Source organism: Mesorhizobium sp. M1D.F.Ca.ET.043.01.1.1, assembly GCF_003952385.1.
In the GTDB taxonomy this organism is placed as follows: Bacteria; Pseudomonadota; Alphaproteobacteria; order Rhizobiales; family Rhizobiaceae; genus Mesorhizobium.
In genome coordinates, this window is record NZ_CP034444.1 from 1,128,647 (window position 1) to 1,148,812 (window position 20,166).

Below are 20,166 nucleotides of genomic sequence, written 5' to 3' on the forward strand. Positions count from 1 at the left end.
GCTTCAGCGGTTCCGAGTCACGCCTCCGGCTCTCGCATGCGATAGCCCATGCCACGCACGGTTTCGATCATGTCGATGCCCATCTTCTTGCGAAGCCGGCCGACAAACACCTCGATGGTGTTGGAATCGCGGTCGAAATCCTGGTCGTAGAGATGCTCGACCAATTCGGTGCGCGACACCACTTCGCCCATATGGTGCATCAGATAGGCGAGCAGCCGGAACTCGTGCGAGGTGAGCTTCAGCGGCACACCGCTGACGTCGGCCTTGGAGGCCTTGGTGTCGAGCCTGAGCGGACCGCAGGTGAGTTCGGACGAGGCATGGCCGGCGGCGCGGCGGATCAGCGCCCTCACCCTGGCCAGCACCTCCTCGATGTGGAACGGCTTGGTGACGTAGTCGTCGGCACCGGCGTCGATGCCGGCCACCTTGTCGCTCCAGCGGTCGCGAGCCGTCAGGATCAGCACCGGCATCTTGCGCCCGCCGCGGCGCCAGCGCTCGACGACGCTGATGCCGTCCATCTGCGGCAGGCCGATGTCGAGGACGACGGCGTCGTAAGGCTCGGTGTCGCCGAGGAAATGCCCCTCCTCGCCGTCATAGGCGCGGTCGACCACATAGCCGGCATCGACCAGCGCGTCCGCCAGCTGCCGGTTGAGATCCTTGTCATCCTCGACGACGAGCACGCGCATGGGTTGAAGCCTGTTGTTGCGTAGAGGTATAGGCCGATTCCGCCGGCCAGGGAAACGATGGGCTCAGTTCAGCGGCACCACGATCTCGGAACGGCGCGGACGCTGGCCGTCCTTGCCGGGCACCAGCACGACGATGACGCAGACCTGCTGGCCGCCGCGCGTCGCCTGCGAGGCCTTGGCGAGCGTGCCGCCATTCTGCGCGGCGACCTGCTGGCCGATCGCGTAGCAATCGCTCGCGGCAAGCACGATCGGCTCGTCGGCCGACGGCTGGGTGACCGGCACCGCCATCGCCCGCGACGCAAAAAGGGCGGCTGCGGCAAGCATCAGCGTCGCGGCGCGGATATGGGAGCGGAACGTTTTCATGATCACGGTTCTAACGCATCGGTGCTGAACGTGAAATGAACGGTGAACGGCCGAAAATCCATGCCCCGCCATGCCCCCATGATATTTGTTCTTGCTGCCCAGGCCCCCTCCGGCCGTGCCCTGAATTCATAGCCGGAAAAGCACCGGCGCGGCTACGGTTTTCGCGCGCGTGATCGTGCTCTAGTTAGCGCCCGTAAAGAGAGCGACCACGGGAGAATGCCATGACGCGCAATGACCTTGCCGACCGCTACAAAGGCTACATCGCCTGCCTCAACGAACAGGACTGGGACAATCTCGGCCGCTTCGTCGGCGAGGAGGTGCAGTATAACGGCGAGACGATCGGGCTTTCGGGCTACCGCCGGATGCTGGAAGGCGATTTCGAGTCCATTCCCGATCTGCGTTTCAACATCGAGCTTCTGGTATCGGAACCGCCGCGCGTGGCGGCCCGACTGCATTTCGACTGCAGGCCCAAGGGCATGCTGTTCGGCCTGCCGGTGAACGGCAAGCGCGTCTCCTTCGCCGAAAACGTCTTTTATGAATTCCAGGATGGGGGGATAGGCGAAGTCTGGTCGGTCATCGACAAGGCCGCCATCCAGGCTCAGCTTTAGAAAGTTGATCTGCTCCCCTCAGGCGCTTTCCTGCGTCAGCGCGCGAAAGCGCAGCAGCCCATGGTGTACCGCCAGATCCTCGTCATAGCGCGCCTCGGCGAATTCCAGCGACAAGCGTGTCTGGCCACGCGGGCCGATCGAAAGGGCCGCGCCATCTAGGCGCGCCCTGATGCTGTCCATGATAAGACGCGCCTCGGCCTCGCCTTGCGACTTCGACCAGACATGCAGCGTGATGAGCTGATCATTGTCATTGTCGGCGCCGGTTTCGAGATCGAAGGCGCTGGTGCGGCCGTAGGTCACGTTGGGAAAGGCGGCCTTGTCGCTGGCGCGCTCGAGCAAGCCGGCGCCGCCCAGCAGCGCCGACAGCGACGCATCAGTCTTCAGTCGCAGGAACAAGGCCTGCATCAAATCGCCAGGCGCCGTCATCTATCGTCTCCATTCGCCTGACACGCCTTGAACAAACCGCCGGCAGTTTCGCGCGCACCGTAACCGCGTTGCGATCACTTCGCCAGATCGATGGGAGCGGTTCGGGAACCGCTTTCGGCAAGCCGGCGCGGCTCGCCACCGATCAACGCCGCATGGTCCTTGATCACAGCGGTCACGAAGCGGATCACGGCGCGTACCGGCGCCTCATTGCCGATCTCGCGGCGACAGACAAGCGAAACCGGGTGACTGCCGAGAATATCGGGCGTGAGCCGCACCATACGCGGTTCTGGTTCCGCCAGCATGCAGGGCATCACGGCCAGCCCGGCGCCGCCCAGCGCCGCCGCCAGCATCTCGGTCATCTCGGCCACGCGAAGAACGATCGTCGCGCCCTCGCCATGGGCTTCGATCCAGCGGGCGCCGGGCACGCCCGCGAGGTTCTCATGGAAGCCGATAATCTCGTGCCCTGATAGGCTTCGTGGATCGATAGGCATCGGATGGCGGTCGAGATAGGCGCGGGACGCATAGAGCGACCAGCCCGAGACGCAAAGCTTGCGCGCGACCAGCGTTTCATCGGTCAGGGTGCCGATCCTGACCGCCAGGTCGGCCTCGCCATGGCGCAGGTCGACGGGGCGGCTGCCGCTGGTCAATTCGAGGCCGATGCCGGGACAAGCCTTGCGGAAAGCCGCCATGCGCTCGGCAAAGATGGGACTGAACCCGGTCGGCAGCGCCAGCCTGACGCGGCGCGTGCCCGGGCGGGCCAGGGCCGTAATCGCCTCAATGGCGCGTTCCAGATCCTCGCCGAGCGGCAGCAGTCTCCGTCCCAGCGGCGTCACCTCGACGCCTTGCGGCCCGCGCAACACCAGCGAGGCCCCGAGCGCGGTTTCGAGGGCCGCCAGGCGTCGGCCGATCGTGGTGTGCCGCACGCCCAGCGCGCGCGCCGCGCCCGACAGCGTTCCCGCCCGCGCGGCGGCAAGGAAGAAGCGCAGATCGTTCCAGTCCGGTTCGCCGATTGTCATCACCCAAGCATTCTAGACCAACCCGGCGGCGAATGCTTGTGCGGTTTTGCACAGGCTTGCGCGAAAATCGCGAATGGCCGGGCGGGGCCGCCCGCGCGAGGATCGGCCGATCCGTATCAAGGAGCAAAGCTATGGACATCGAAGGCCTGCGGGCGGTGGTGGCGCGGCACGCGGCATCGGTCAATGCGCTCGCGGCGCTCGGCCTTGCGCTGGATTCGCGGCTGCGCGGCACGGCGATGGACGGCGAGACCGCCAGCCGCACCGAAGCCGTGCTCGGCAGCCTCGGAGTGTCCGACCTGGTCGCCGACGCCAGCGCCGCCGAGCTTCTGCCCGTGCTGGCGGGCATCAAGGTCGATCTCTTGTCGGGAAGCAGGCTGCTGACGGCGCCTTCCGCCGGCGCGCAGACCATGGAAGCCATCCTAAGACAGGCCCTCGGCGACGTTTCCACCGGCTTTCCGGCGCTGCTGAAGCGATCGATCGCGCCGCAGCTTGCCGGCCTGCCGGAGAGGCTCGAAACGCCGGGCGCCGCCTTCCTCGATATCGGCGTCGGCGTCGGCGCGCTGTCGGTGTCGATGCTGCGGGAATGGCCTGGACTGCGGGCCGTCGGCATCGACCCGTCGTCCGAAGCCATCGCCCAGGCGCATGCCAATGTCAGAGCGGCCGGACTCGCCGACCGCATCGCGCTACACACCGGGCTCGCCCAGGAGGTCACCCTCGATGAGATGTTCGACCTTGCCTTCGTGCCCAGCGCCTTCATTCCGGAGGCGCATGTCAGGGCGATCGTTCCGCGCTGCCAGGCGGCGCTCAAGGCGGGCGGCTGGTTGCTGCTGGCAATGATCAATCCCAGGCCGGACGCGTTGGGAGAGGCGCTGGCCGGTTTCCGCACCACGATGTGGGGCGGCACGGTTTTCGAGAAAGGCGCGGCGCAGGCGCTGGTCGAGCATTGCGGCTATGTCGACACAAGGCTGCTGTCCGGCCCGGCCGGAGCACCGGTCGCTTTCGTCGCCGGACGCAAGCCGGGCTGACGACAACCGGGAGGCTGATTATGAGACTGCTGATCTTCGGCGCCTCCGGCGCGACGGGGCGCGCCCTCGTCTCGGCGGCGCTGGCGAAAGGCCATATGGTGACCGCTTTCGTCCGCACGCCGGGCAAACTCGCCATCAGCCACGAACATCTCAGCTTGCTCGTCGGCGACGTCGCCGACCGCCAGGCGGTGGAAGGTGCCATTGCCGGCCACGACGCGGTGTTGAGCTGTCTCGGCGTCGGCGTGCCGCTGAAGCACGATGCGGCGGTGATCGCTGGCATCGGCTTCATGATCGAGGCAATGCAGCGGAGCGGGCCCGCCCGGCTCATCTACCTGTCCTTCCTGGGCGTCCGCGACAGTCGCCGGCAACTTGGGCCGCTGCTCGGCGGCATCATCGTGCCGCTGGTGCTGCGCCATGAGGTGGCGGATCACGAAGCCAAAGAAGGGCTCATCGCGCAGTCCGGGATCGACTGGACCATCGTGCGGCCGCCCAGGCTCGGCAACGGTCCGGCAACCGGCACGTTCCGCCATGGCGACGGCATCCAGGCCAGATCGCTGCTGCCAACGCTGTCGCGCGCCGACGTGGCCGCCTTCATGCTCGATCAGGTCGGCGACGCCACATATTCGCGCAAGGCGGTCGCCCTGTTGCCTTGATGTTCACGACACCGGCGCCGCGCCGCCCTCCTCGGTGCGCCGCGCGATGAATTCGTCGAGCACGCCTGCTGTGGCGGTGGCGGATTGCGGCGCCTGGAAATCGGAAAGGATCCGCTTCCAGATGCCGGTGGCGCGCTCGGTCGCGCTCTTCGAGCCGGATTGCGTCCAGTTGCCGAAATTCGACCAGTCGGCGACCAGAGGCTCGTAGAAGGCGGTGCGGTAGCGCGTCATGGTGTGGGCGGCCGAGAAGAAGTGACCGCCGGGCTGAACCTCGGCGATGGCTTCGAAGCCGATGGCATCGGCGTCGCCGGGCGTCTTCGCGCAAAGCTCGGCGACCGTCTGCAGCGCTTCGACGTCGGTGATCAGCTTCTCGAAGGACACGCTCAGGCCGCCTTCCAGCCAGCCGGCGGCATGGATGCAGACGGTGGCGCCGGCAAGCACCGAGCCCCACAGCGCGAACTGCGTCTCATGCGCGGCCTGCGCGTCCGAAATATTGGCGGCGCTGCCGCCGCCGGAGCGCCACGGCAGGCCGGTGAAGCGCGCGAGCTGGCCGGCGCCCAAGGTCGCCTTGACGTGCTCCGGCGTGCCGAAGGCCGGCGCGCCCGACTTCATGTCGACATTGGAGGAGAAGGAGCCGTAGACCACAGGCGCGCCGGGGCGCACGACCTGGGCCAGCGTCAGCCCGGCCAGCGCCTCGGCGTGCTGCAGCGTCAGCGCGCCGGCGACCGTGATCGGCGCCATGGCGCCCGCCAGGCAGAAGGGCGTGATGATCGAGACCTGGCCGGCCCTGGCGAAGTCGATGATGCCTTGCGCCATCGGGATGTCGAGCTGGCGCGGCGAGTTGGTGTTGATGACGGTGTAGCAATAAGCGCCGGCCAGGAATTCGTCCTCGGACAGGTCGCGCGCCAAGCGAACCATCTCGAAGCTGTCCTCGACCTGCGGCGTGCCGCGCGCGAAGACGAACGGCACCTTGTCGGACAGCGTCAGCTGCGCCCGGCCGGTGGCATAGTGGCGAAAGCGCGTGTCGACGTCCTGCGGCTCGACGCAGGGCCCGAGCATGTGCAGCACGTCGAAATGCTGCACCAGCCGGATGAAATCCTCGAAGGCTTGAAGCGTGCCCGGCCGCCGGCCGCGCTCGAGATCGGTGACGTTGGGGGCGCCGCAGCCGGCGAGGAAGGTCATCGTGCCGAGTTCGAGATCGAGATCGCGGTAGCGGTCACCACCCCGCGCCGGGATAGAGCGCGGCGCCGAGGCAAGCGCGGCCGTCACGATGTCGCGGCCGATCTTCACCATCTGGCTGTCCTCATCGACCAGCGCGCCGGCCTGGGCAAAGATGGCGCGGGCTTCGGGCAGCAGCACCTTGATGCCGAGCTCCTCCAGCACGCGCAGCGCCGTGTCGTGGATGGCGACGACCTGGTCGTCGGAGAAGACCGGCTGCGGCAGGAACGCGTTCTTCAGGGAACGGTAGTTCGGGCGGCGGCTCGACTCGCTGCCGGCCTCGCCGGTGCGTCCGCGCCGGCGTTCGCGCCTCAGATCGCGTGCGGCCTCGTCAATCATGCCTGGTCCTCCCTATTGCCGCATTGCCTCGCCCTTGGGGTCGTAAGGCGAGGCCGCGATGACGCGACCGGGCCGTTCGACGCCGACAATGTGTACGGAAAGCTCCGTCCCCTGCCCGGCGAAATCGTCATCCAGCAACGCCAGGGCGACGCTCTTGCCGACTGTGTAGCCATAGCCGCCGGAGGTGACGAAACCGACGCGGCGCCCCTTGTGCCAGACCGGCTCGAAGCCGCTGGCGTCGGCGTCGACCGCATCGACTTCCAGCGTCACGATGCGTCGCGTGACACCGGCCTCGCGCTCCTCGAGCGCGGCCTCACGGCCGATGAAACCGCCCTTGTCGAAGGCGATGAAACGGTCGAGCCCGGTCTGCCCCGGCGTGTAGCCTTGGGTGAACTCGCGCGACCAGATGCCGAAGCTCTTTTCCAGCCGCAGCGCATTGAGCGCGTAGTAGCCGATCTCGGCGAGGGCGAGATCCTCGCCGGCGGCAAGCAGCGTCTCGCGCAGGGTCGAATGCAGGGTGGCCTGGCAATTGATCTCGAAGCCGAGCTCGCCGGCGATCGACAGCCGGGCGACGCGGGCCCGCACCATGCCGATGTCGAACGCGCCGCAGGCCATGAACGGCAGGGTTTCGGCGGAGATGTCCTGATGCGTCGTGCGTTCGACGATCTTGCGTGCGTTGGGGCCGGTGACGAGGAAGCCGGACACCGTGTCCGAAATATCGGTGACGGAAACGCCGTCCGCCATATGCGCTTCGAACCAGCGCATGTGGAATTCGCGCAGGTAGTAGGAGCCCATGATCCAGTACTCGCCGTCGCCCCAGTTGAGCACCGTGAGATCGCCCTTCAGCCTGCCGTCAGACCCAAGCATCGGCGCGAGCTTGGCGCGGCCGGGCTTCGGCAGCCTGCAGGCGAGCAGCCGGTCGAGCCAGGCCTCGGCGCCAGGACCGGACACGGCGTATCGCGAGAAGGCCGTGGTATCGACGAGGCCGGCGCCGCGGCGCACCTGCAGCACCTCGTCGCCGACGATATCGAAGGCGTTGGAGCGCTTCAGCGTCGTCTCCTCGCGAAAACCCATCGGCGCGAAATAGGCCGGGATCTCCAGACCCCATGAGGCTGTCCACTCGGCGCCGGCGGCGCTCATGCCGTCGTAAGCGCCGGGACGCTTCAGCGGCCGGCCGGCCGGCAGACGCTCGTTGGGGAAGGTCATGACGAAGCGCCGGGCGTAGAACTGGCCGGTCGTTTGCCGCAGATACTCGCGATTGGCGGCGAAGGCGCCGTAGCGGGCGATGTCCATGCCGAAGATGTCGGCCTGCGGCTCGCCATGGATCATCCATTCGGCCAGCGACTTGCCAACGCCGCCGCCCTGGCTGAAACCGGCCATGACTCCGCAGGCGACCCAGTAGTTCTTCAACCCTCGCACCGGACCGACCAGCGGATTGCCGTCCGGCGTGAAGGTGAAGGCGCCGTTCACCCATTTGCGAATGCCGGCCTTCGCCAGGCATGGGAAGCGCTGATAGGCCTTGGAAAGCTCCGGGCTGATGCGGTCGATGTCCTCCGGGATCAGCTCGATGCCGTAATCCCAGGGCGCGCCGTCCATGTTCCAATGTTTCGGGTTCTGCTCGTAGACGCCAAGCAGCACGCCTTTGCGCTCCTGCCGCAGATAGGAGAAGCCGTCGAGATCGACGGCAAGGCCGAGTTCCTTGTCGAGCGCGGCGACTTCCGGAATGTCCTCGGTGACGAAATAGTGGTGCTCCATCGGCGTCACCGGCAGGTCGACGCCGGCCATCAGCCCGACCTGCTTGGCCCAGAGGCCGCCGGCGTTGACGACATGCTCGGCGACGATCGTGCCCTTCTCGGTGACGACGTCCCAGCCGCCGTCGGCGCGCTGCTTCAGCTCGACGACACGGTTGCGCAGGATCACGTCGGCGCCGCGCTTCTTCGCGGCGCCGGCATAGGCCTGCGTCGTGCCGTAAGGGTCGAGATGGCCTTCGTTGGAATCGTAAAGGCCGCCGAGCACATCGCTGACATCGACGATCGGGCACATGTGCTTGATTTCTTCAGGCGTCACCAGGCGGGCCGTCTCGATGCCGACCGACTGGAATACTGCCCAGGCCGATCTCAGCCATTCCCAGCGCTGCGGGTCGCTCGCCATGTTGACGCCGCCGGTCATGTGCAGCCCGGCATTCTGGCCGGATTCGGCCTCGATCTCGCGATAGAGCTTGATCGTGTAATCCTGCAGCGCCGCGACGTTGGGATCAGCATTGAGAGCGTGGAAGCCGGCGGCCGCGTGCCAGGTCGAGCCGGCCGTCAGTTCGGCGCGCTCGATGAGCGCCACATCGCTCCAGCCGAAGCGTGTCAGGTGGTAGAGCACAGAGGCGCCGACCACGCCTCCCCCGATGACGACTGCCCGGTAGTGCGATTTCACGAGCCTCTCCCTCTCGTTGGAAGCCCGTACGATATACCTCCTGGACATATGTGTCTAGACACTTCTGTCCAGAGCTTGCGCAGAGTTTCGCGCCGTGCCTATTGTGCGGCCATGATCATGACCGCTCCGCAGTCCGAGCCGGCGCCCGCCAACATCAAGGTCACGCGCTCGGACTGGATCAATCTGGCGCTCGAGACGCTGATTTCAGACGGCATCGAGAGCGTGCGCGTGCTCACCCTCGGGCAGAAACTCGGCGTGTCGCGATCGAGCTTCTACTGGTATTTCGAAAGCCGGCAGGACCTGCTCGACCAATTGCTCAAGCATTGGCATGAAACCAACACCACGGCGATCGTCGAGCGCGCCTGGCGCCCGTCCGAAACGATCATCATGGGCGTGATGAACGTCTTCGAATGCTGGGCTGACGAGCGCCTGTTCGACCCGCGGCTCGATTTCGCCGTCCGCGAATGGGCCAGGCGCTCGGCCGACGTGCGGCGCATGATCGACCAGGCCGACGACGAGCGCCTTACCGCCATCCGCGACATGTACCGCCGGCACGGCTATGACGACGAGGACGCCTTCATCCGGGCGCGGGTGCTCTACTACATGCAGATCGGCTATTACGTGCTCGACCTCAAGGAGCCGGTCGAGGCCCGCGTCAGCCATCTCGCCGCCTATCTGCGCTCCTTCACCGGCCAGGAACCGACGGAGGCGGATGTGGCGCATTTCATGCGTTTCATCGCGGCGCGGTGATATCGCCGCCCAGCCACGATCAACCTTAGCGTTCAAACAAAGCCTGGGTGTGGCTTCGCTGCCCTTGTGAGCGGTGATAAAATGGTCGATTAGTCTTGCAGGGGGTCGCCCGAAATCGTCGATGCGATTTCGGTCGAAAGTGCGTTGGGGCGGAAGTCTGGAATGGCAAGTCCTTCGAAACCACGCAAGAGAAGAGGCCGGATCGCCTCGGCGGCTCTTGCTGTCGACGCGTGGCTCGATTCCTCGCTATATGAAATCGGCTTCAAGGCGCGCGAATTCTGGGAAGCGGCAACCATCTTTTCCCGCCGTTTCCGCCTGCATGGCTGGCGGCGCGCCATCATCGAGGTGCTGAGCGAAGGCTTCACCATGGGCGCAGGCGGCTTCGTGGTGCTTTTGGCGCTCGCCATGCCGGCCTTCGAGATCACCGGCGGCGATTGGCGCAACCAGGGCGACTTCGCCGTCACCTTCCTCGACCGCTACGGCAACGAGATCGGCCAGCGCGGCATCATCCAGCGCGATTCCGTGCCGGTCGACGAAATGCCGGACATCGTCATCAAGGCGGTGCTGGCGACCGAGGACCGGCGCTTCTTCGACCACTACGGCATCGACGTGCTCGGCCTGTCGCGGGCGATCTTCGAAAATGTGCGCGCCAATTCGGTGGTCCAGGGCGGCTCCAGCATCACGCAGCAGCTCGCCAAGAACCTGTTCCTGTCCAACGAGCGCACCCTGGAGCGCAAGATCAAGGAAGCGTTCCTCTCGCTGTGGCTGGAGGCCAACCTTTCCAAGAAGGAGATCCTGCAACTCTATCTCGACCGCGCGTATATGGGCGGCGGCACGTTCGGCATCGAGGCGGCGGCGGATTTCTATTTCGGCAAGAGCGTCAAAGACCTGAACCTCGCCGAGGCGGCAATGCTGGCCGGCCTGTTCAAGGCGCCGACCAAATACGCCCCGCACATCAACCTGCCGGCGGCGCGCGCGCGCGCCAATGTGGTGCTCTCCAATCTTGTCGATTCCGGCTTCATGACCGAGGGCCAGGTGCTGCAGGCGCGGCTGCATCCAGCCGATGTCGTCGACCGCGGCGAGCAGAAGAGCCCCGACTATTTCCTCGACTGGGCCTTCGACGAGGTCAAGAAGATCGCCAAGCCCGGCCAGCATTCGCTGGTCGCCCATACAACGTTCGACGCCAACATCCAGAAGGCGGCGGAAGAGTCGGTTGAGTTCCACCTCCGCCAGTTCGGCAAGGAATACAACGTCACCGAGGGCGCGGTGGTGGTGATCGAGACGAACGGCGCGGTGCGCGCCATCGTCGGCGGCCGCGACTATGGCGCGAGCCAGTTCAACCGCGCCACCAAGGCGCTGCGCCAGACCGGATCGTCGTTCAAGCCCTATGTCTACGCCACCGCCATGGAGCACGGCTTCACCCCGGACTCGGTGGTTTCCGGCGGTCCGATCAGCTGGGGCAGCTGGTCGCCACACAATTACAATGGCGGCTCGGCCGGCAACGTGACGCTGATCACGGCGATCGCCAAGTCGATCAACACCGTGCCGGTGCGGCTCGCCAAAGACCATCTCGGCATCGGTCCGATCAAAGCGATGGCGGAATCGATGGGCGTCGAGTCGCCGCTTGAATCGCACAAGACCATGGTGCTCGGCACATCCCTGATGACGGTGATGGATCAGGCGACCGGCTACAGCGTCTTCGCCCAGAACGGCTTCGTCGGCTCCAGGCACGGCATCACCCAGCTCGTCACCCGCACCGGCGACGTTGTCTATGACTGGACCAAGGACGCGCCGCCGCCGCACCGCGTGCTGTCGGAGAAGGCGCTGAAATACATGAACACGATGCTGGCGGCGGTGCCGGTGATCGGCACGGCCAGGCGCGCCCAGCTTCCCAACATCGTCGTCGCCGGCAAGACCGGCACCACGCAATCCTACCGCGATGCCTGGTTCGTCGGCTTCACCGGCAACTACACGGCCGCCGTCTGGCTCGGCAATGACGATTTCACGCCGAGCAACAAAATGACCGGCGGCTCGCTGCCGGCGATGGTGTGGCAGCGGCTGATGGTCTATGCGCACCAGAACATCGACCTGAAGCCGATCCCGGGCCTCGATCATCCGTTCGTCGACCCGGAGGTCGCCGCCAAGGCCGAGGAGGCGGCCAAGAAGGAGGCGGCGGATGACGCGGCGCAGACGGAAGCCGAGCGCCCGCCGGTGCTCTCCAGCCGCACCACCCAGATGCTGCGCGAGATGACCAGGACGTTCGAGGCGGCGCCCGTGCTCGACGCGCCGACTTCGCCGGAGACGCTGTCGGCGCTTTAGGATTTGATCCTGCACACGCCCTTGTCCCGAAGCTGGTTCCCGGGAGCATGTTTTAGTGGAGACTGGGCAATCTGAGACGGGCCCATTCGCCGGGTGGGATTTCAGCGCCGACACGGAAGTTGAACGACAAGACCCTCGTCGCGTCGGCGTCGACCTCGCACCGGAAGCTTAGGCGGTACCACGTGGTTGTGGTGCTGAAGGCGGTCTGCAGGGGGCTAAGAACGTTGCCCACCTTCAGCGGAATAGATGGCAGCCATTTGGGAGAATAAGAGGCGTCCTGCAATTCCTGGTTCAAAACGCTGCCGCAAAGGTTGGCAACTCGCTGATCGCGAGGCACGCCGGACATCGAGCTTGTGGCCAGCGCATCGCCGGTAGCGCCCTGCGAGTAGAGCTTTCGAACACCCGGAAGGCCCGAATAGATCGGCGACCCAGCAACGGCGGCGTTGGTGGAACTTGGCGTCCCGGCGTTCCTGCTTCGGGACTTCGATCCCTTTGCAGGCTTGAACTTCAGCGCGTTTGCGGGTTGGGGCTTTGGCTTGTCGGCGGTTTGCGCGCCTGCCTCTTGCCCGTCTGCCTGTTGTTTATTCGTGTTTTGGGCTGCCCGCTTTTCCTCGCTCTGCGTGGGCTTGGCGTCCGTCCCGGCGGTTGCCGGCTTGTCGTCAGCCTTGCTTGGATCTGCCTGCTGATCGGCGTCTGCCGGCGCGGCAGATTGCTTCTCCGCCGGCTTCGGCGCGGCAGGCGGCTTGGAATTGTCATCCTTGGCCGGCGACGGCGCATTGTCTCGGTCGCCGCCTCCATCCAGGGATTTCCTCGGGCCGGTATCCTTGTCGCCGTATTGAAAAACGGGCTTCAGCACAGCGATTGGCGGTGGCCTCGGTGGCTGCTTTTCCGGCAGAGGCGGCTTTTCGACTTTCTGCTCGGGCGGTTTTTCAGCCTTCGGCTCCTTTGGCTGCGGCGCGGGCTGAGGCTTCGGTTTCGGCTGCTCGGGCGGAGGCACGAGCGCGACATTGACCGGCTGGTCCTGATCCGGCGGTTGGGCAGGTCTCGGCAGGCCATGGACCAGAAACGCCGCGATGAGCACATGCAGGATCAGCGACGCGGGCAAGGCCCAAGCCAAATTCCAACGCCGTTCTTCCGTCTCGCCCTTCATCCCGGTCGATGTGGAACCAAATGGCGGCCGCTTCAAGCACAGGCACCCGATTGAATGGCCACCTGCGGCACGGCGGGAGGGAACCTTGTGCTGCTTGTCCGGCAGAAAACGACTTGGTGGCCGTATGCCATCGCGTGAGTTCCGGAAGCGCGGCAAGCCGCCATTTGGATGCCGGTTTCACCTGAATATCGCCACGCCTTCGAGCGAGCCGGCTTGCCACGCCACCCCGCGCCGCGATATCCCGAACAACCTCCTCAGTTCCGGCCCTGCATGCTCAAGACCGCCTTCCTCACGCTGCTTTCGCTTGCAATCGCCATCGGCCTCGGCGGCGGCAGCGTCTGGTACGCCCTCAACGCGCAGGATGGCGTCGGCGCGATCCGCATCGGCCAATGGACCGCTTTTCCAGAAATCGGCACCCAGACCGCCGACCCCTATTCCAAGGCCCGCGTGGCGCGCGAGGGCGTGCTGGCGCTCGGCCGGGCGGAGGGGCTGTCCTTCGTCGCCGAGCGCGACGAAGCCGGCGAGCCGCTGAAACGGCAATGCGCCTATACGATCGAGGGGGGCTATCCGACGGCCCGGTTCTGGACGCTCTATGCCGCCGACCAGTCGCTCGGCGTCATCGACATCGGCAAGGCAAGGCAGGCCGCGCTGCAATCCTACGAGGTGTTGCGCCAACCCGACAATTCGGTCGTCATCTCGGTCGGCGACCGCCCTGCCCCCGGCAACTGGCTGCTCACCAGCGGCTTCGGCAAGATGTATTTCGTGCTCACCTTCTACGACACGCCGATCGCGTCGAGCACCGGGCTTTCCGACGTGACGCTGCCGCGCATCCTGAAGGCCGGCTGCCATGCGTAGGCTGCTGCATGCCCTGATCCTCGGGCTGCTCGGCGCCGGCATCGTGCACATCGCGGTGCTGTTCTTGGTGCCGGAATTTTCCGAACGCGATGCCTGGTCGCGGCTGGCAATGGCTTCCGACCTCTACAAGATGACGCGCCTGGACGCCGAGGCCGGCGGCGCGCCGGTGGTGAAGTCGGTCGACCCGATGTTCTATGCCGCCGCCTGCCGCTTCGATCTCGCCGACGGGCTGGTGCGGGTCAGGGCGCCGGGCAACGTGCCATTCTGGTCGGCCTCGGTCTATGATCGCAGCGGCCACAACATCTATTCCTTCAACGACCACAACGCCAACAGCGAGAAGCTCGATGCCGTGGTGCTGACACCGGCGCAGATGATCGATGTGCGGCGCGATCTTCCGGAGGAGCTTCAGGGCGCGATCTTCGTCGAGGCGCCCATCGAGGAAGGCATCCTCGTCGTACGTGCCTTCGTTCCCGACGACAGCTGGAAGCCGATCGTGTCACGCTTCCTCGAGCAGAGCGCCTGCGAGTTGCAGGACTATTAGCATTTGCTGCGATTCCGGACGGAAAACCGCTACACACTTTTTTCCTGGAATTGCTCTGGCGAGCAAGCTCAGTGATGCGGCACTGGAGGCCGCGGCGGCTTGTCCGGAGAGTCCTGGCGCCCCGCGCCGGCTTGCGGCTGCGGCTCGTAGCGGACGCCGGGGAAGATGATGACCGCGGCCGCCGTATCGGCAGCGTGATTTACTCGATTGACCGGTGCCGTTCTCGGCACAAAAGACAGGACCATGCCCATGGTTCGCGCATTCCTCTCGGTTTGACCGGAGCACAACGCAACGCCTCCAAAGTTGATTAAGGCGGGCAGAGGGTTAACGGAGCGCTAACGGATCGCGGCTAATTTGATCTTTGTTCCCTGGAGACGCGGAACCGGCCCGACCGGATTGCGCGGGGCCAGTTCTGTGTCGAGTATCGGGCGTATCCTCCGTGTCTTCTTCGGATTTCAGGCACATCGCTATCCGGACCGAAGCGGGAAAAGCCGAAAGGCTTTTCCGCGCCGCCGTGTCCGCATTCTGCTCGCTGACGCGCCCCTCGCGCCGCGAGATCGCCCAGCTCGAGGATCTGACGCTGCCGCTGTTCGACGAGGTGTCGGTCGAATCGCGCCGCTATGTCGCCGCCGCGCTTTCCGAATGCGAGTATGCGCCGACCGCGCTGGTGCGGCGGCTGGCCGAGGAGCCGGTCGAGATCGCCGCGCCGCTGCTCACCCGCTCGAACGCGCTGAGCGACATCGACCTCATCGCGCTGATCGGGCGCCACGGCCTGCCGCATGCGCGCGCGATCGCGCGGCGCAAGCAGCTCAATGCGACCATCGCAGACCTGATCCGCGCGCTGGAGAAGCCGACGCTGGTCAAGACGCGACCACCGGAGACGGTCACCAAGCTCGCGCCGGTGAAACCGGAGCCCGCTTCCACGACCGAAGACCGTCGCCCGGATCCCGGCGTGGCCGAAGAGGATGCGCGACGCCGCCTGCGCTCGATGATGCGCCCCGCCGGCGAAGGTGCCACCGTCAACCTGTTCCTCGGCCAGCCGACCTATGTAAGGCTGCGCGAGACGGCGCTGACCGGCAACGCCGCCTTCTTCCAGACGGCGCTTGCCGATGCGCTCGACATCGATTTTGCCACGGCCCGCTCGGTCACCGGCCAGTCGGGCTACGCCGCACTGCTCGCGGCGCTCAAGGCGCTCGACCTCAGCGAGGACAGGGCCTTCCTGATCGCGGTCGCGGTCTGTCCGGCCGAATTCCCGCATCCGCAAGCGATCCGGCTGTTCCTCGACCGCTACCGGCTGCTGCATCGCGAGGCGGCGCTCGACAGGGTGCGGGCCTGGAAGGCCGAGGCTCTGTCGCGGGCGATCCGCGGCAACGCCGCCGAGACGGCAAGCGCCGGGCGCCGGGCATCGAAGGCCGATGACAAGGCTGCCGGCCGCAAGGCGTCCTGACCGGCTTAAAGCGCTTCGCGCTGAAAGGATCCAGGCGACGCGCTTTTCAAGTCTTTGTTTTGATATCGTTGTCCCAGAGCCGCAGCACACATCCGGGTGACATGCCCAAGAGTAATTCCAGGAAAAGTGTGTAACGGTTTTCCATACGGAATTGCGTAAAAACAAATACTTAGAGCGGTTCGGCGATTCTATGAATCGCTGAAAACGCTCTCGGCCATGAACCCATAAATGCGGCATGAGCAACTTTGGGTGAAAAGCGGCCAGGCCGCTTTAGGGCTGGCAGAGGGTAAAGCGGCGCCCCGGTGTCGCAAAAGTCGTCGCGTAGGGTGGACTTTTGTACCCGACATTCCGCGACAGATTTTTCGCTTGAAAATCAACGAGCCGATGTCGTCGCGAAACTCGGCATTTCCGCGACACGACAAAGTGACAAGCGCCTCTTGACTTAGAGCGCACTCTAACTCGTAGCTTTCTGCGCGTCGTGACGAAAGATGGGCGTTGATGAAGATTGGCGAGCTGGCGAAGCGTTCGGGACTGTCTGCCTACACTATCCGTTACTATGAGCGGATCGGGCTGTTTCCCCATGCCGACAGGGACCAATCGGGCCAGCGCGACTACGACGCATCAATCCTGACCTGGATAGAATTTCTCGATCGTCTCAAAACGACCGGGATGCCCATTCGGGAAATGCTGCGTTACGCGGCCTTGCGGGAGCGCGGCGTCGACACGGAAGCGGAGCGCAGCGCGTTGCTCGAACAGCACCGTGAGCGTGTCCGTGCGCATGTGGCCAAGCTGCAAGCCTGCCTTCTCGTCCTCGACACCAAGATTGCCGGATATGCCGGCAAGGAACAGAGGATGAAGGACTATGACGCACCAATCCCCGAACGTCGGCGAAAGCCGGCTGGAACGCGGCAAGCGGGCGCTCGCTGAAATCGACGGCCAGGCCGGCCACAATGTCATAGCCGCCCTGGCTGACATTGCCCCCGACTTCGCAAACTACGTGTTCGAGTTCTCGTTTGGCGACATTTACAGCCGCCCCGGCCTGGATCTGCGCGCCCGTGAGATCGCGACAATCGCGGCACTGACAGCGATGGGAACCGCGACCCCGCAACTGAAAGTCCATATCGAGGCGGGACTGAATGTCGGGCTGACCAAGGTCGAAATCACCGAAACCATCATACAGATGGCGGTTTATGCCGGCTTTCCCGCGGCGCTCAACGGGCTGTTTGCGGCCAAAGAAGTCTTCGCCACCCGGTTTCCCGTCCAAAAGGGGGAAGCGGCATGATGAACCTTCACTGCATTCGCGAATCCGACCACGCCTGGAAGGCTTTGGGACGGGTTCACCTGGCGGCCAATGTTCTCGCAATAGTCCAGCCTGCCCTCAGTGCGGCTGTGGCTGCGCGCACATGAGTCTACGGCCTAGTCGGTCTTCACCGAAAGAAGCTCTTCGACCGGAACAGTTCCAGCCTCGATCTCGACAACCCAGATGTCGGGGTCGAATTTCTTCTCCCGCTCCAGCCGCGCATCGAAGGCCGAGCCATCCTCGCTTGTATCGAACTGGATGAAGAAGCGCTCCTCGGGTTTGGCCGAATCGTAGCTCGTCTGCGGCGCCGGCCCATAGAGGACCACCTCTCCCATCCGCCCGCGCGACAGCACGAAGACGGCGCCCGCCTCGGTGGCGCCGCGCTTGACCACGGCCGCGAAACCGCCGGCGCCGAAGACGCGGCGCACAAGGGCCGATACCCAAAGGTCGGTGGTTACGCGCATGAGAGGGTTCCGAGCGACATGCGCGGTCCTTACAGCATCGGCAGCGGAACCGGAATGGCCGCAGAGGGCCTCAGTTCGTCAGGCCGATCTCGCGCATCTTGACGTAGACCGCTTCGTCCGGATCGCCGGTCTCGGGCAGGCCGAACAACGCCTGGAACTCTTTGATCGCGGCCTTGGTGCGGGCGCCGACGACACCGTCGAGCTGCATGTCGTCGTTGCCGAAGGCCTTGAGGCCGGCCTGGATCTTGACGATGCGGGCGTCCGGCGTTTGCGTCGCGCCATTGGCTGGGGCGGAGACCGGGATCGGCACCGGCGCGGCCGCCTGAGCCGCAGTTGCCGGTCTCGGCGCCGGATGCGGAATGGCCGCGGTCGTCTGCCGGGCGCCGAGCTGGTCGAGCAGCGCGTCGTCGATCTCGCCGGATGACGGCAGCCCGACCTTGACCTGATAGGCCTGGATGGCTCTCCGCGTGGCCGGACCTGTGAGGCCGTCAACGGTGCCGTCGTAGAAGTTGAGATCCTTCAATATGCCCTGCACCTGCTGGACGACCGGGTCGGGCTTGGGAGCCGGCTGCGCCGGCGCCTGCCGCACGATGTTGATGGTGGTCTCCGGCTCATTGGAGACGGCATGCGGGAAATTCTCGATGCTCCTGGTGGCGAAGAAGGCTCCCGTATGCGGGAAAGGCTGGTACCAGAGCGCGTTGGCCGAAACGTAGAAGAGCGTCACAAGGAAGGCGGTCGAGCCGCCGACCATAACCGGATTGCGCGACATCATCTGGCCGACCGCCACGGCGCCCTCGGCAAGGACGCCGCGCTCGGGTTCGACCACCTTAGGCCGTCTTGCGGAGCGAGCCATTGCTGTCCCCATCTGCATCCCCCTTCGGCTTTGCAACCGGCATCGGCAGCACGCCGGACGGCGCGCCCGAGCGCCGCTTCGGTCCGTTCACCGGCAGGCTGATCGTCACCGTCGTGCCCTCGCCCGGAGCGCTCTCGATCGACATCGTGCCCTCGTGCAGCGCCACCAGGCCCTTGACCAGCGAAAGGCCGAGCCCGGTTCCCTCGAAACGGCGCGTATAGTCGTTCTGGATCTGCATGAACGGCTTGCCGAGATTGGCCATATCCTCCTCGGCGATGCCGATGCCGGTGTCGCTCACCCAGAAATGCAGCCGCGAGCCGACGCGCTTGGCGCCGATAACCACGCTGCCGCCGTCGGGCGTGAATTTCACGGCGTTGGAAACCAGATTGATCAGGATCTGCTGCACCGCCCGGCGGTCGGCGTTGATCTCGCCGGCGTCCGGCGCGATCTGCCCACCGAGAGCGATGCTCTTGGCGTCGGCCAGCGGCCGCATCATCGAGCGGCACATATCGACGGCATCGGCGAAGCGGAACGGTTCGAGCTCCGTCGTATAGGCGCCGGCCTCGATGCGCGAGACGTCGAGGATCGAGGTGACGACGGACAGAAGATGCTGGCCGGACTCCCTGACCAGCCCGACATATTCCTTCTGGCGCGGATCGCGGAAGGCGCCGAACATTTCGTGCAGCAGCATGTCGGAAAAGCCGATGATGGCGTTGAGCGGTGTGCGCAGCTCGTGGCTGACCACCGCCAGGAAACGGCCCTTGGCCACTTCGGCGGCAGCCGCAGCCTCCCTGGCCGAGGCAAGTTCTTCGCGCAGCATTGCGACGTCGTCGTTCTCACGAAGCACGAAGGTGAAGATGTCCTGCTCAAGCGCGCCGCGCATCAATTCCAGGCGGAACGGGCGGAAATTGTCGGCCGCGCCGCCACCGTCGCGCGGCAGCCGGATGCGCAGGTCGAGCCGGCGCTTCGGCGCGCCCTCGCGCATGTCGGCGAGCGCGGTGAGATAGGCGACGCGGTCGGAAAGATGGACGCGCTCGAACAGGCCCGTGCCGAGCAAGAGCTCCGGCGCCAGCTTCAGAACGGAGCGCGCCTTGGCCGAAGCGTCGAGCACTTCGCCCTGGCGGCCGACGCGCAGCACGACGGCGTCGATGATCTCCTCGAGACGGTCGGCTGCAGGTTGCGCCTGGCGCGCGTTACCCGGGTTGGCGAAGGCCGCCGCGCGCGGCAAGAGCGTAAGCGCCCAGGCAAGCGGCAGCAGCCAGTGCCAAGTGGCGGTCCCGCCCGCGCCGAGCGGCAGGACCTGATCCGCGACAGGCTGCAGGAGAATGGCGGCGACGGCAGCCAGCGCACCCGAAAGGGCAGCGCGGCGCGATCCGGCGATCCACCAGGCCTCGAGCGGGAAAGCGACGGCAAGCAGCGCGACCGGCGAGGCAAGGCCACCTGCCGCGGCAATCGCGCCGGCAAGGGCGAGGCCACCCATCGCGACTGCCGCACGGCCGGCGAACGCCATGCGGCCCGTGGCGGCAACGAGAAGCGCCGCGAACCAGCACAGGCCGAAAGCGCCGAAGATCGCGGCCACGGTGACGGCCGCACCGAGGCTGGAGGTGACCAGCGTCACCGCCGCGCCCGCGGCGAGAAAGGGAGCGGCGAGCATGACACCGATGAAGCGGCGCTGGCGCAGGCGCTCGGCCTCGCCCGTGACGGTCGGATGAACCATGCGTTCGCAGCCGGC

The 20,166-nt window shown here is 65.7% G+C and carries 20 protein-coding genes; 10 read left to right on the forward strand and 10 right to left on the reverse strand.

Annotation, left to right across the window (positions count from 1 at the left end):
- Window positions 1–17: 17 nt before the first annotated feature.
- Both EJ067_RS05890 and EJ067_RS05895 read right to left on the reverse strand, forming a co-directional pair.
- Entirely contained in the window at window positions 18–683 is a 666-nt protein-coding gene (locus EJ067_RS05890) for a response regulator transcription factor (protein WP_126085102.1), read from the reverse strand.
- Window positions 684–746: 63 nt separating this feature from the next.
- Window positions 747–1,046: a hypothetical protein gene (locus tag EJ067_RS05895; RefSeq protein ID WP_126085103.1), complete on the reverse strand. Its 300-nt coding sequence runs from the start codon at window positions 1,044–1,046 to the stop codon at window positions 747–749.
- 221 nt (window positions 1,047–1,267) lie between these two features.
- On the opposite strand from EJ067_RS05895, the gene EJ067_RS05900 reads away from it, so the two are divergent.
- On the forward strand, window positions 1,268–1,654 hold the full coding sequence (locus EJ067_RS05900; RefSeq protein WP_126085104.1) for an ester cyclase: 387 nt from the start codon (window positions 1,268–1,270) through the stop codon (window positions 1,652–1,654).
- Window positions 1,655–1,672: 18 nt separating this feature from the next.
- Here the strand turns inward: EJ067_RS05900 and EJ067_RS05905 are convergent, their stop codons facing one another.
- Window positions 1,673–2,080 (reverse strand): DUF3168 domain-containing protein, encoded by a 408-nt coding sequence (locus tag EJ067_RS05905; protein WP_126085105.1) that lies wholly within the window; start codon window positions 2,078–2,080, stop codon window positions 1,673–1,675.
- 74 nt (window positions 2,081–2,154) lie between these two features.
- A complete protein-coding gene (locus EJ067_RS05910; RefSeq protein ID WP_126085106.1) occupies window positions 2,155–3,096 on the reverse strand; it encodes a LysR family transcriptional regulator in 942 nt (313 codons plus the stop codon).
- A gap of 131 nt (window positions 3,097–3,227) precedes the next feature.
- Between EJ067_RS05910 and EJ067_RS05915 the strand changes: the two genes are divergently transcribed.
- Complete coding sequence (locus EJ067_RS05915) at window positions 3,228–4,121, forward strand: class I SAM-dependent methyltransferase (RefSeq protein WP_189510431.1); 894 nt, start codon at window positions 3,228–3,230, stop codon at window positions 4,119–4,121.
- A gap of 20 nt (window positions 4,122–4,141) precedes the next feature.
- On the forward strand, window positions 4,142–4,774 hold the full coding sequence (locus tag EJ067_RS05920) for an NAD(P)H-binding protein (protein ID WP_126085108.1): 633 nt from the start codon (window positions 4,142–4,144) through the stop codon (window positions 4,772–4,774).
- 3 nt (window positions 4,775–4,777) lie between these two features.
- On the opposite strand, the gene EJ067_RS05925 is transcribed toward EJ067_RS05920, so the two are convergent.
- Together EJ067_RS05925 and EJ067_RS05930 are read right to left on the reverse strand one after the other, a co-directional pair.
- Window positions 4,778–6,331: a trimethylamine methyltransferase family protein gene (locus EJ067_RS05925; RefSeq protein ID WP_126085109.1), complete on the reverse strand. Its 1,554-nt coding sequence runs from the start codon at window positions 6,329–6,331 to the stop codon at window positions 4,778–4,780.
- A gap of 12 nt (window positions 6,332–6,343) precedes the next feature.
- Complete coding sequence (locus EJ067_RS05930) at window positions 6,344–8,755, reverse strand: FAD-dependent oxidoreductase (protein ID WP_126085110.1); 2,412 nt, start codon at window positions 8,753–8,755, stop codon at window positions 6,344–6,346.
- Window positions 8,756–8,866: 111 nt separating this feature from the next.
- On the opposite strand from EJ067_RS05930, the gene EJ067_RS05935 reads away from it, so the two are divergent.
- Window positions 8,867–9,505, forward strand: coding sequence for a TetR/AcrR family transcriptional regulator (locus EJ067_RS05935; protein ID WP_126085111.1), 639 nt, complete (start codon window positions 8,867–8,869; stop codon window positions 9,503–9,505).
- Window positions 9,506–9,667: 162 nt separating this feature from the next.
- Window positions 9,668–11,824: a penicillin-binding protein 1A gene (locus EJ067_RS05940; RefSeq protein ID WP_126085112.1), complete on the forward strand. Its 2,157-nt coding sequence runs from the start codon at window positions 9,668–9,670 to the stop codon at window positions 11,822–11,824.
- 52 nt (window positions 11,825–11,876) lie between these two features.
- Here the strand turns inward: EJ067_RS05940 and EJ067_RS05945 are convergent, their stop codons facing one another.
- Window positions 11,877–12,974 carry a DUF930 domain-containing protein gene (locus tag EJ067_RS05945; protein WP_126089508.1) on the reverse strand — a complete coding sequence of 366 codons (1,098 nt, stop codon included), beginning with the start codon at window positions 12,972–12,974 and terminating at the stop codon, window positions 11,877–11,879.
- A gap of 270 nt (window positions 12,975–13,244) precedes the next feature.
- Here EJ067_RS05945 and EJ067_RS05950 point away from each other — a divergent pair, with 270 nt between their 5' ends.
- The 5 genes from EJ067_RS05950 (at window position 13,245) to EJ067_RS05975 (ending at window position 17,099) form a co-directional block, all read left to right on the forward strand.
- A complete protein-coding gene (locus tag EJ067_RS05950) occupies window positions 13,245–13,829 on the forward strand; it encodes a DUF1214 domain-containing protein (RefSeq protein ID WP_126085113.1) in 585 nt (194 codons plus the stop codon).
- The gene (locus tag EJ067_RS05955) at window positions 13,822–14,370 is read left to right on the forward strand and encodes a DUF1254 domain-containing protein (protein WP_126085114.1); all 549 of its coding nucleotides are present in this window, start codon (window positions 13,822–13,824) and stop codon (window positions 14,368–14,370) included. Before EJ067_RS05950 ends, EJ067_RS05955 begins: the two co-directional genes overlap by 8 nt.
- A gap of 439 nt (window positions 14,371–14,809) precedes the next feature.
- Window positions 14,810–15,817, forward strand: a complete 1,008-nt coding sequence (locus EJ067_RS05965; protein ID WP_126085116.1) for a DUF2336 domain-containing protein — start codon at window positions 14,810–14,812, stop codon at window positions 15,815–15,817.
- Between the two features lie 498 nt (window positions 15,818–16,315).
- On the forward strand, window positions 16,316–16,744 hold the full coding sequence (locus tag EJ067_RS05970) for a MerR family transcriptional regulator (protein WP_126085117.1): 429 nt from the start codon (window positions 16,316–16,318) through the stop codon (window positions 16,742–16,744).
- Window positions 16,680–17,099 (forward strand): carboxymuconolactone decarboxylase family protein, encoded by a 420-nt coding sequence (locus tag EJ067_RS05975; protein WP_126085118.1) that lies wholly within the window; start codon window positions 16,680–16,682, stop codon window positions 17,097–17,099. The genes EJ067_RS05970 and EJ067_RS05975 overlap by 65 nt, the downstream gene beginning before the upstream one ends.
- A gap of 134 nt (window positions 17,100–17,233) precedes the next feature.
- Here the strand turns inward: EJ067_RS05975 and EJ067_RS05980 are convergent, their stop codons facing one another.
- The 3 genes from EJ067_RS05980 to EJ067_RS05990 form a co-directional block, all read right to left on the reverse strand.
- Entirely contained in the window at window positions 17,234–17,581 is a 348-nt protein-coding gene (locus EJ067_RS05980; RefSeq protein ID WP_126085119.1) for a DUF1491 family protein, read from the reverse strand.
- A gap of 70 nt (window positions 17,582–17,651) precedes the next feature.
- Window positions 17,652–18,434, reverse strand: coding sequence for a peptidoglycan-binding protein (locus EJ067_RS05985; RefSeq protein ID WP_126085120.1), 783 nt, complete (start codon window positions 18,432–18,434; stop codon window positions 17,652–17,654).
- On the reverse strand, window positions 18,409–20,151 hold the full coding sequence (locus tag EJ067_RS05990; protein ID WP_126085121.1) for a PAS domain-containing sensor histidine kinase: 1,743 nt from the start codon (window positions 20,149–20,151) through the stop codon (window positions 18,409–18,411). The genes EJ067_RS05985 and EJ067_RS05990 overlap by 26 nt, the downstream gene beginning before the upstream one ends.
- Between the last annotated feature and the right edge of the window lie 15 nt (window positions 20,152–20,166).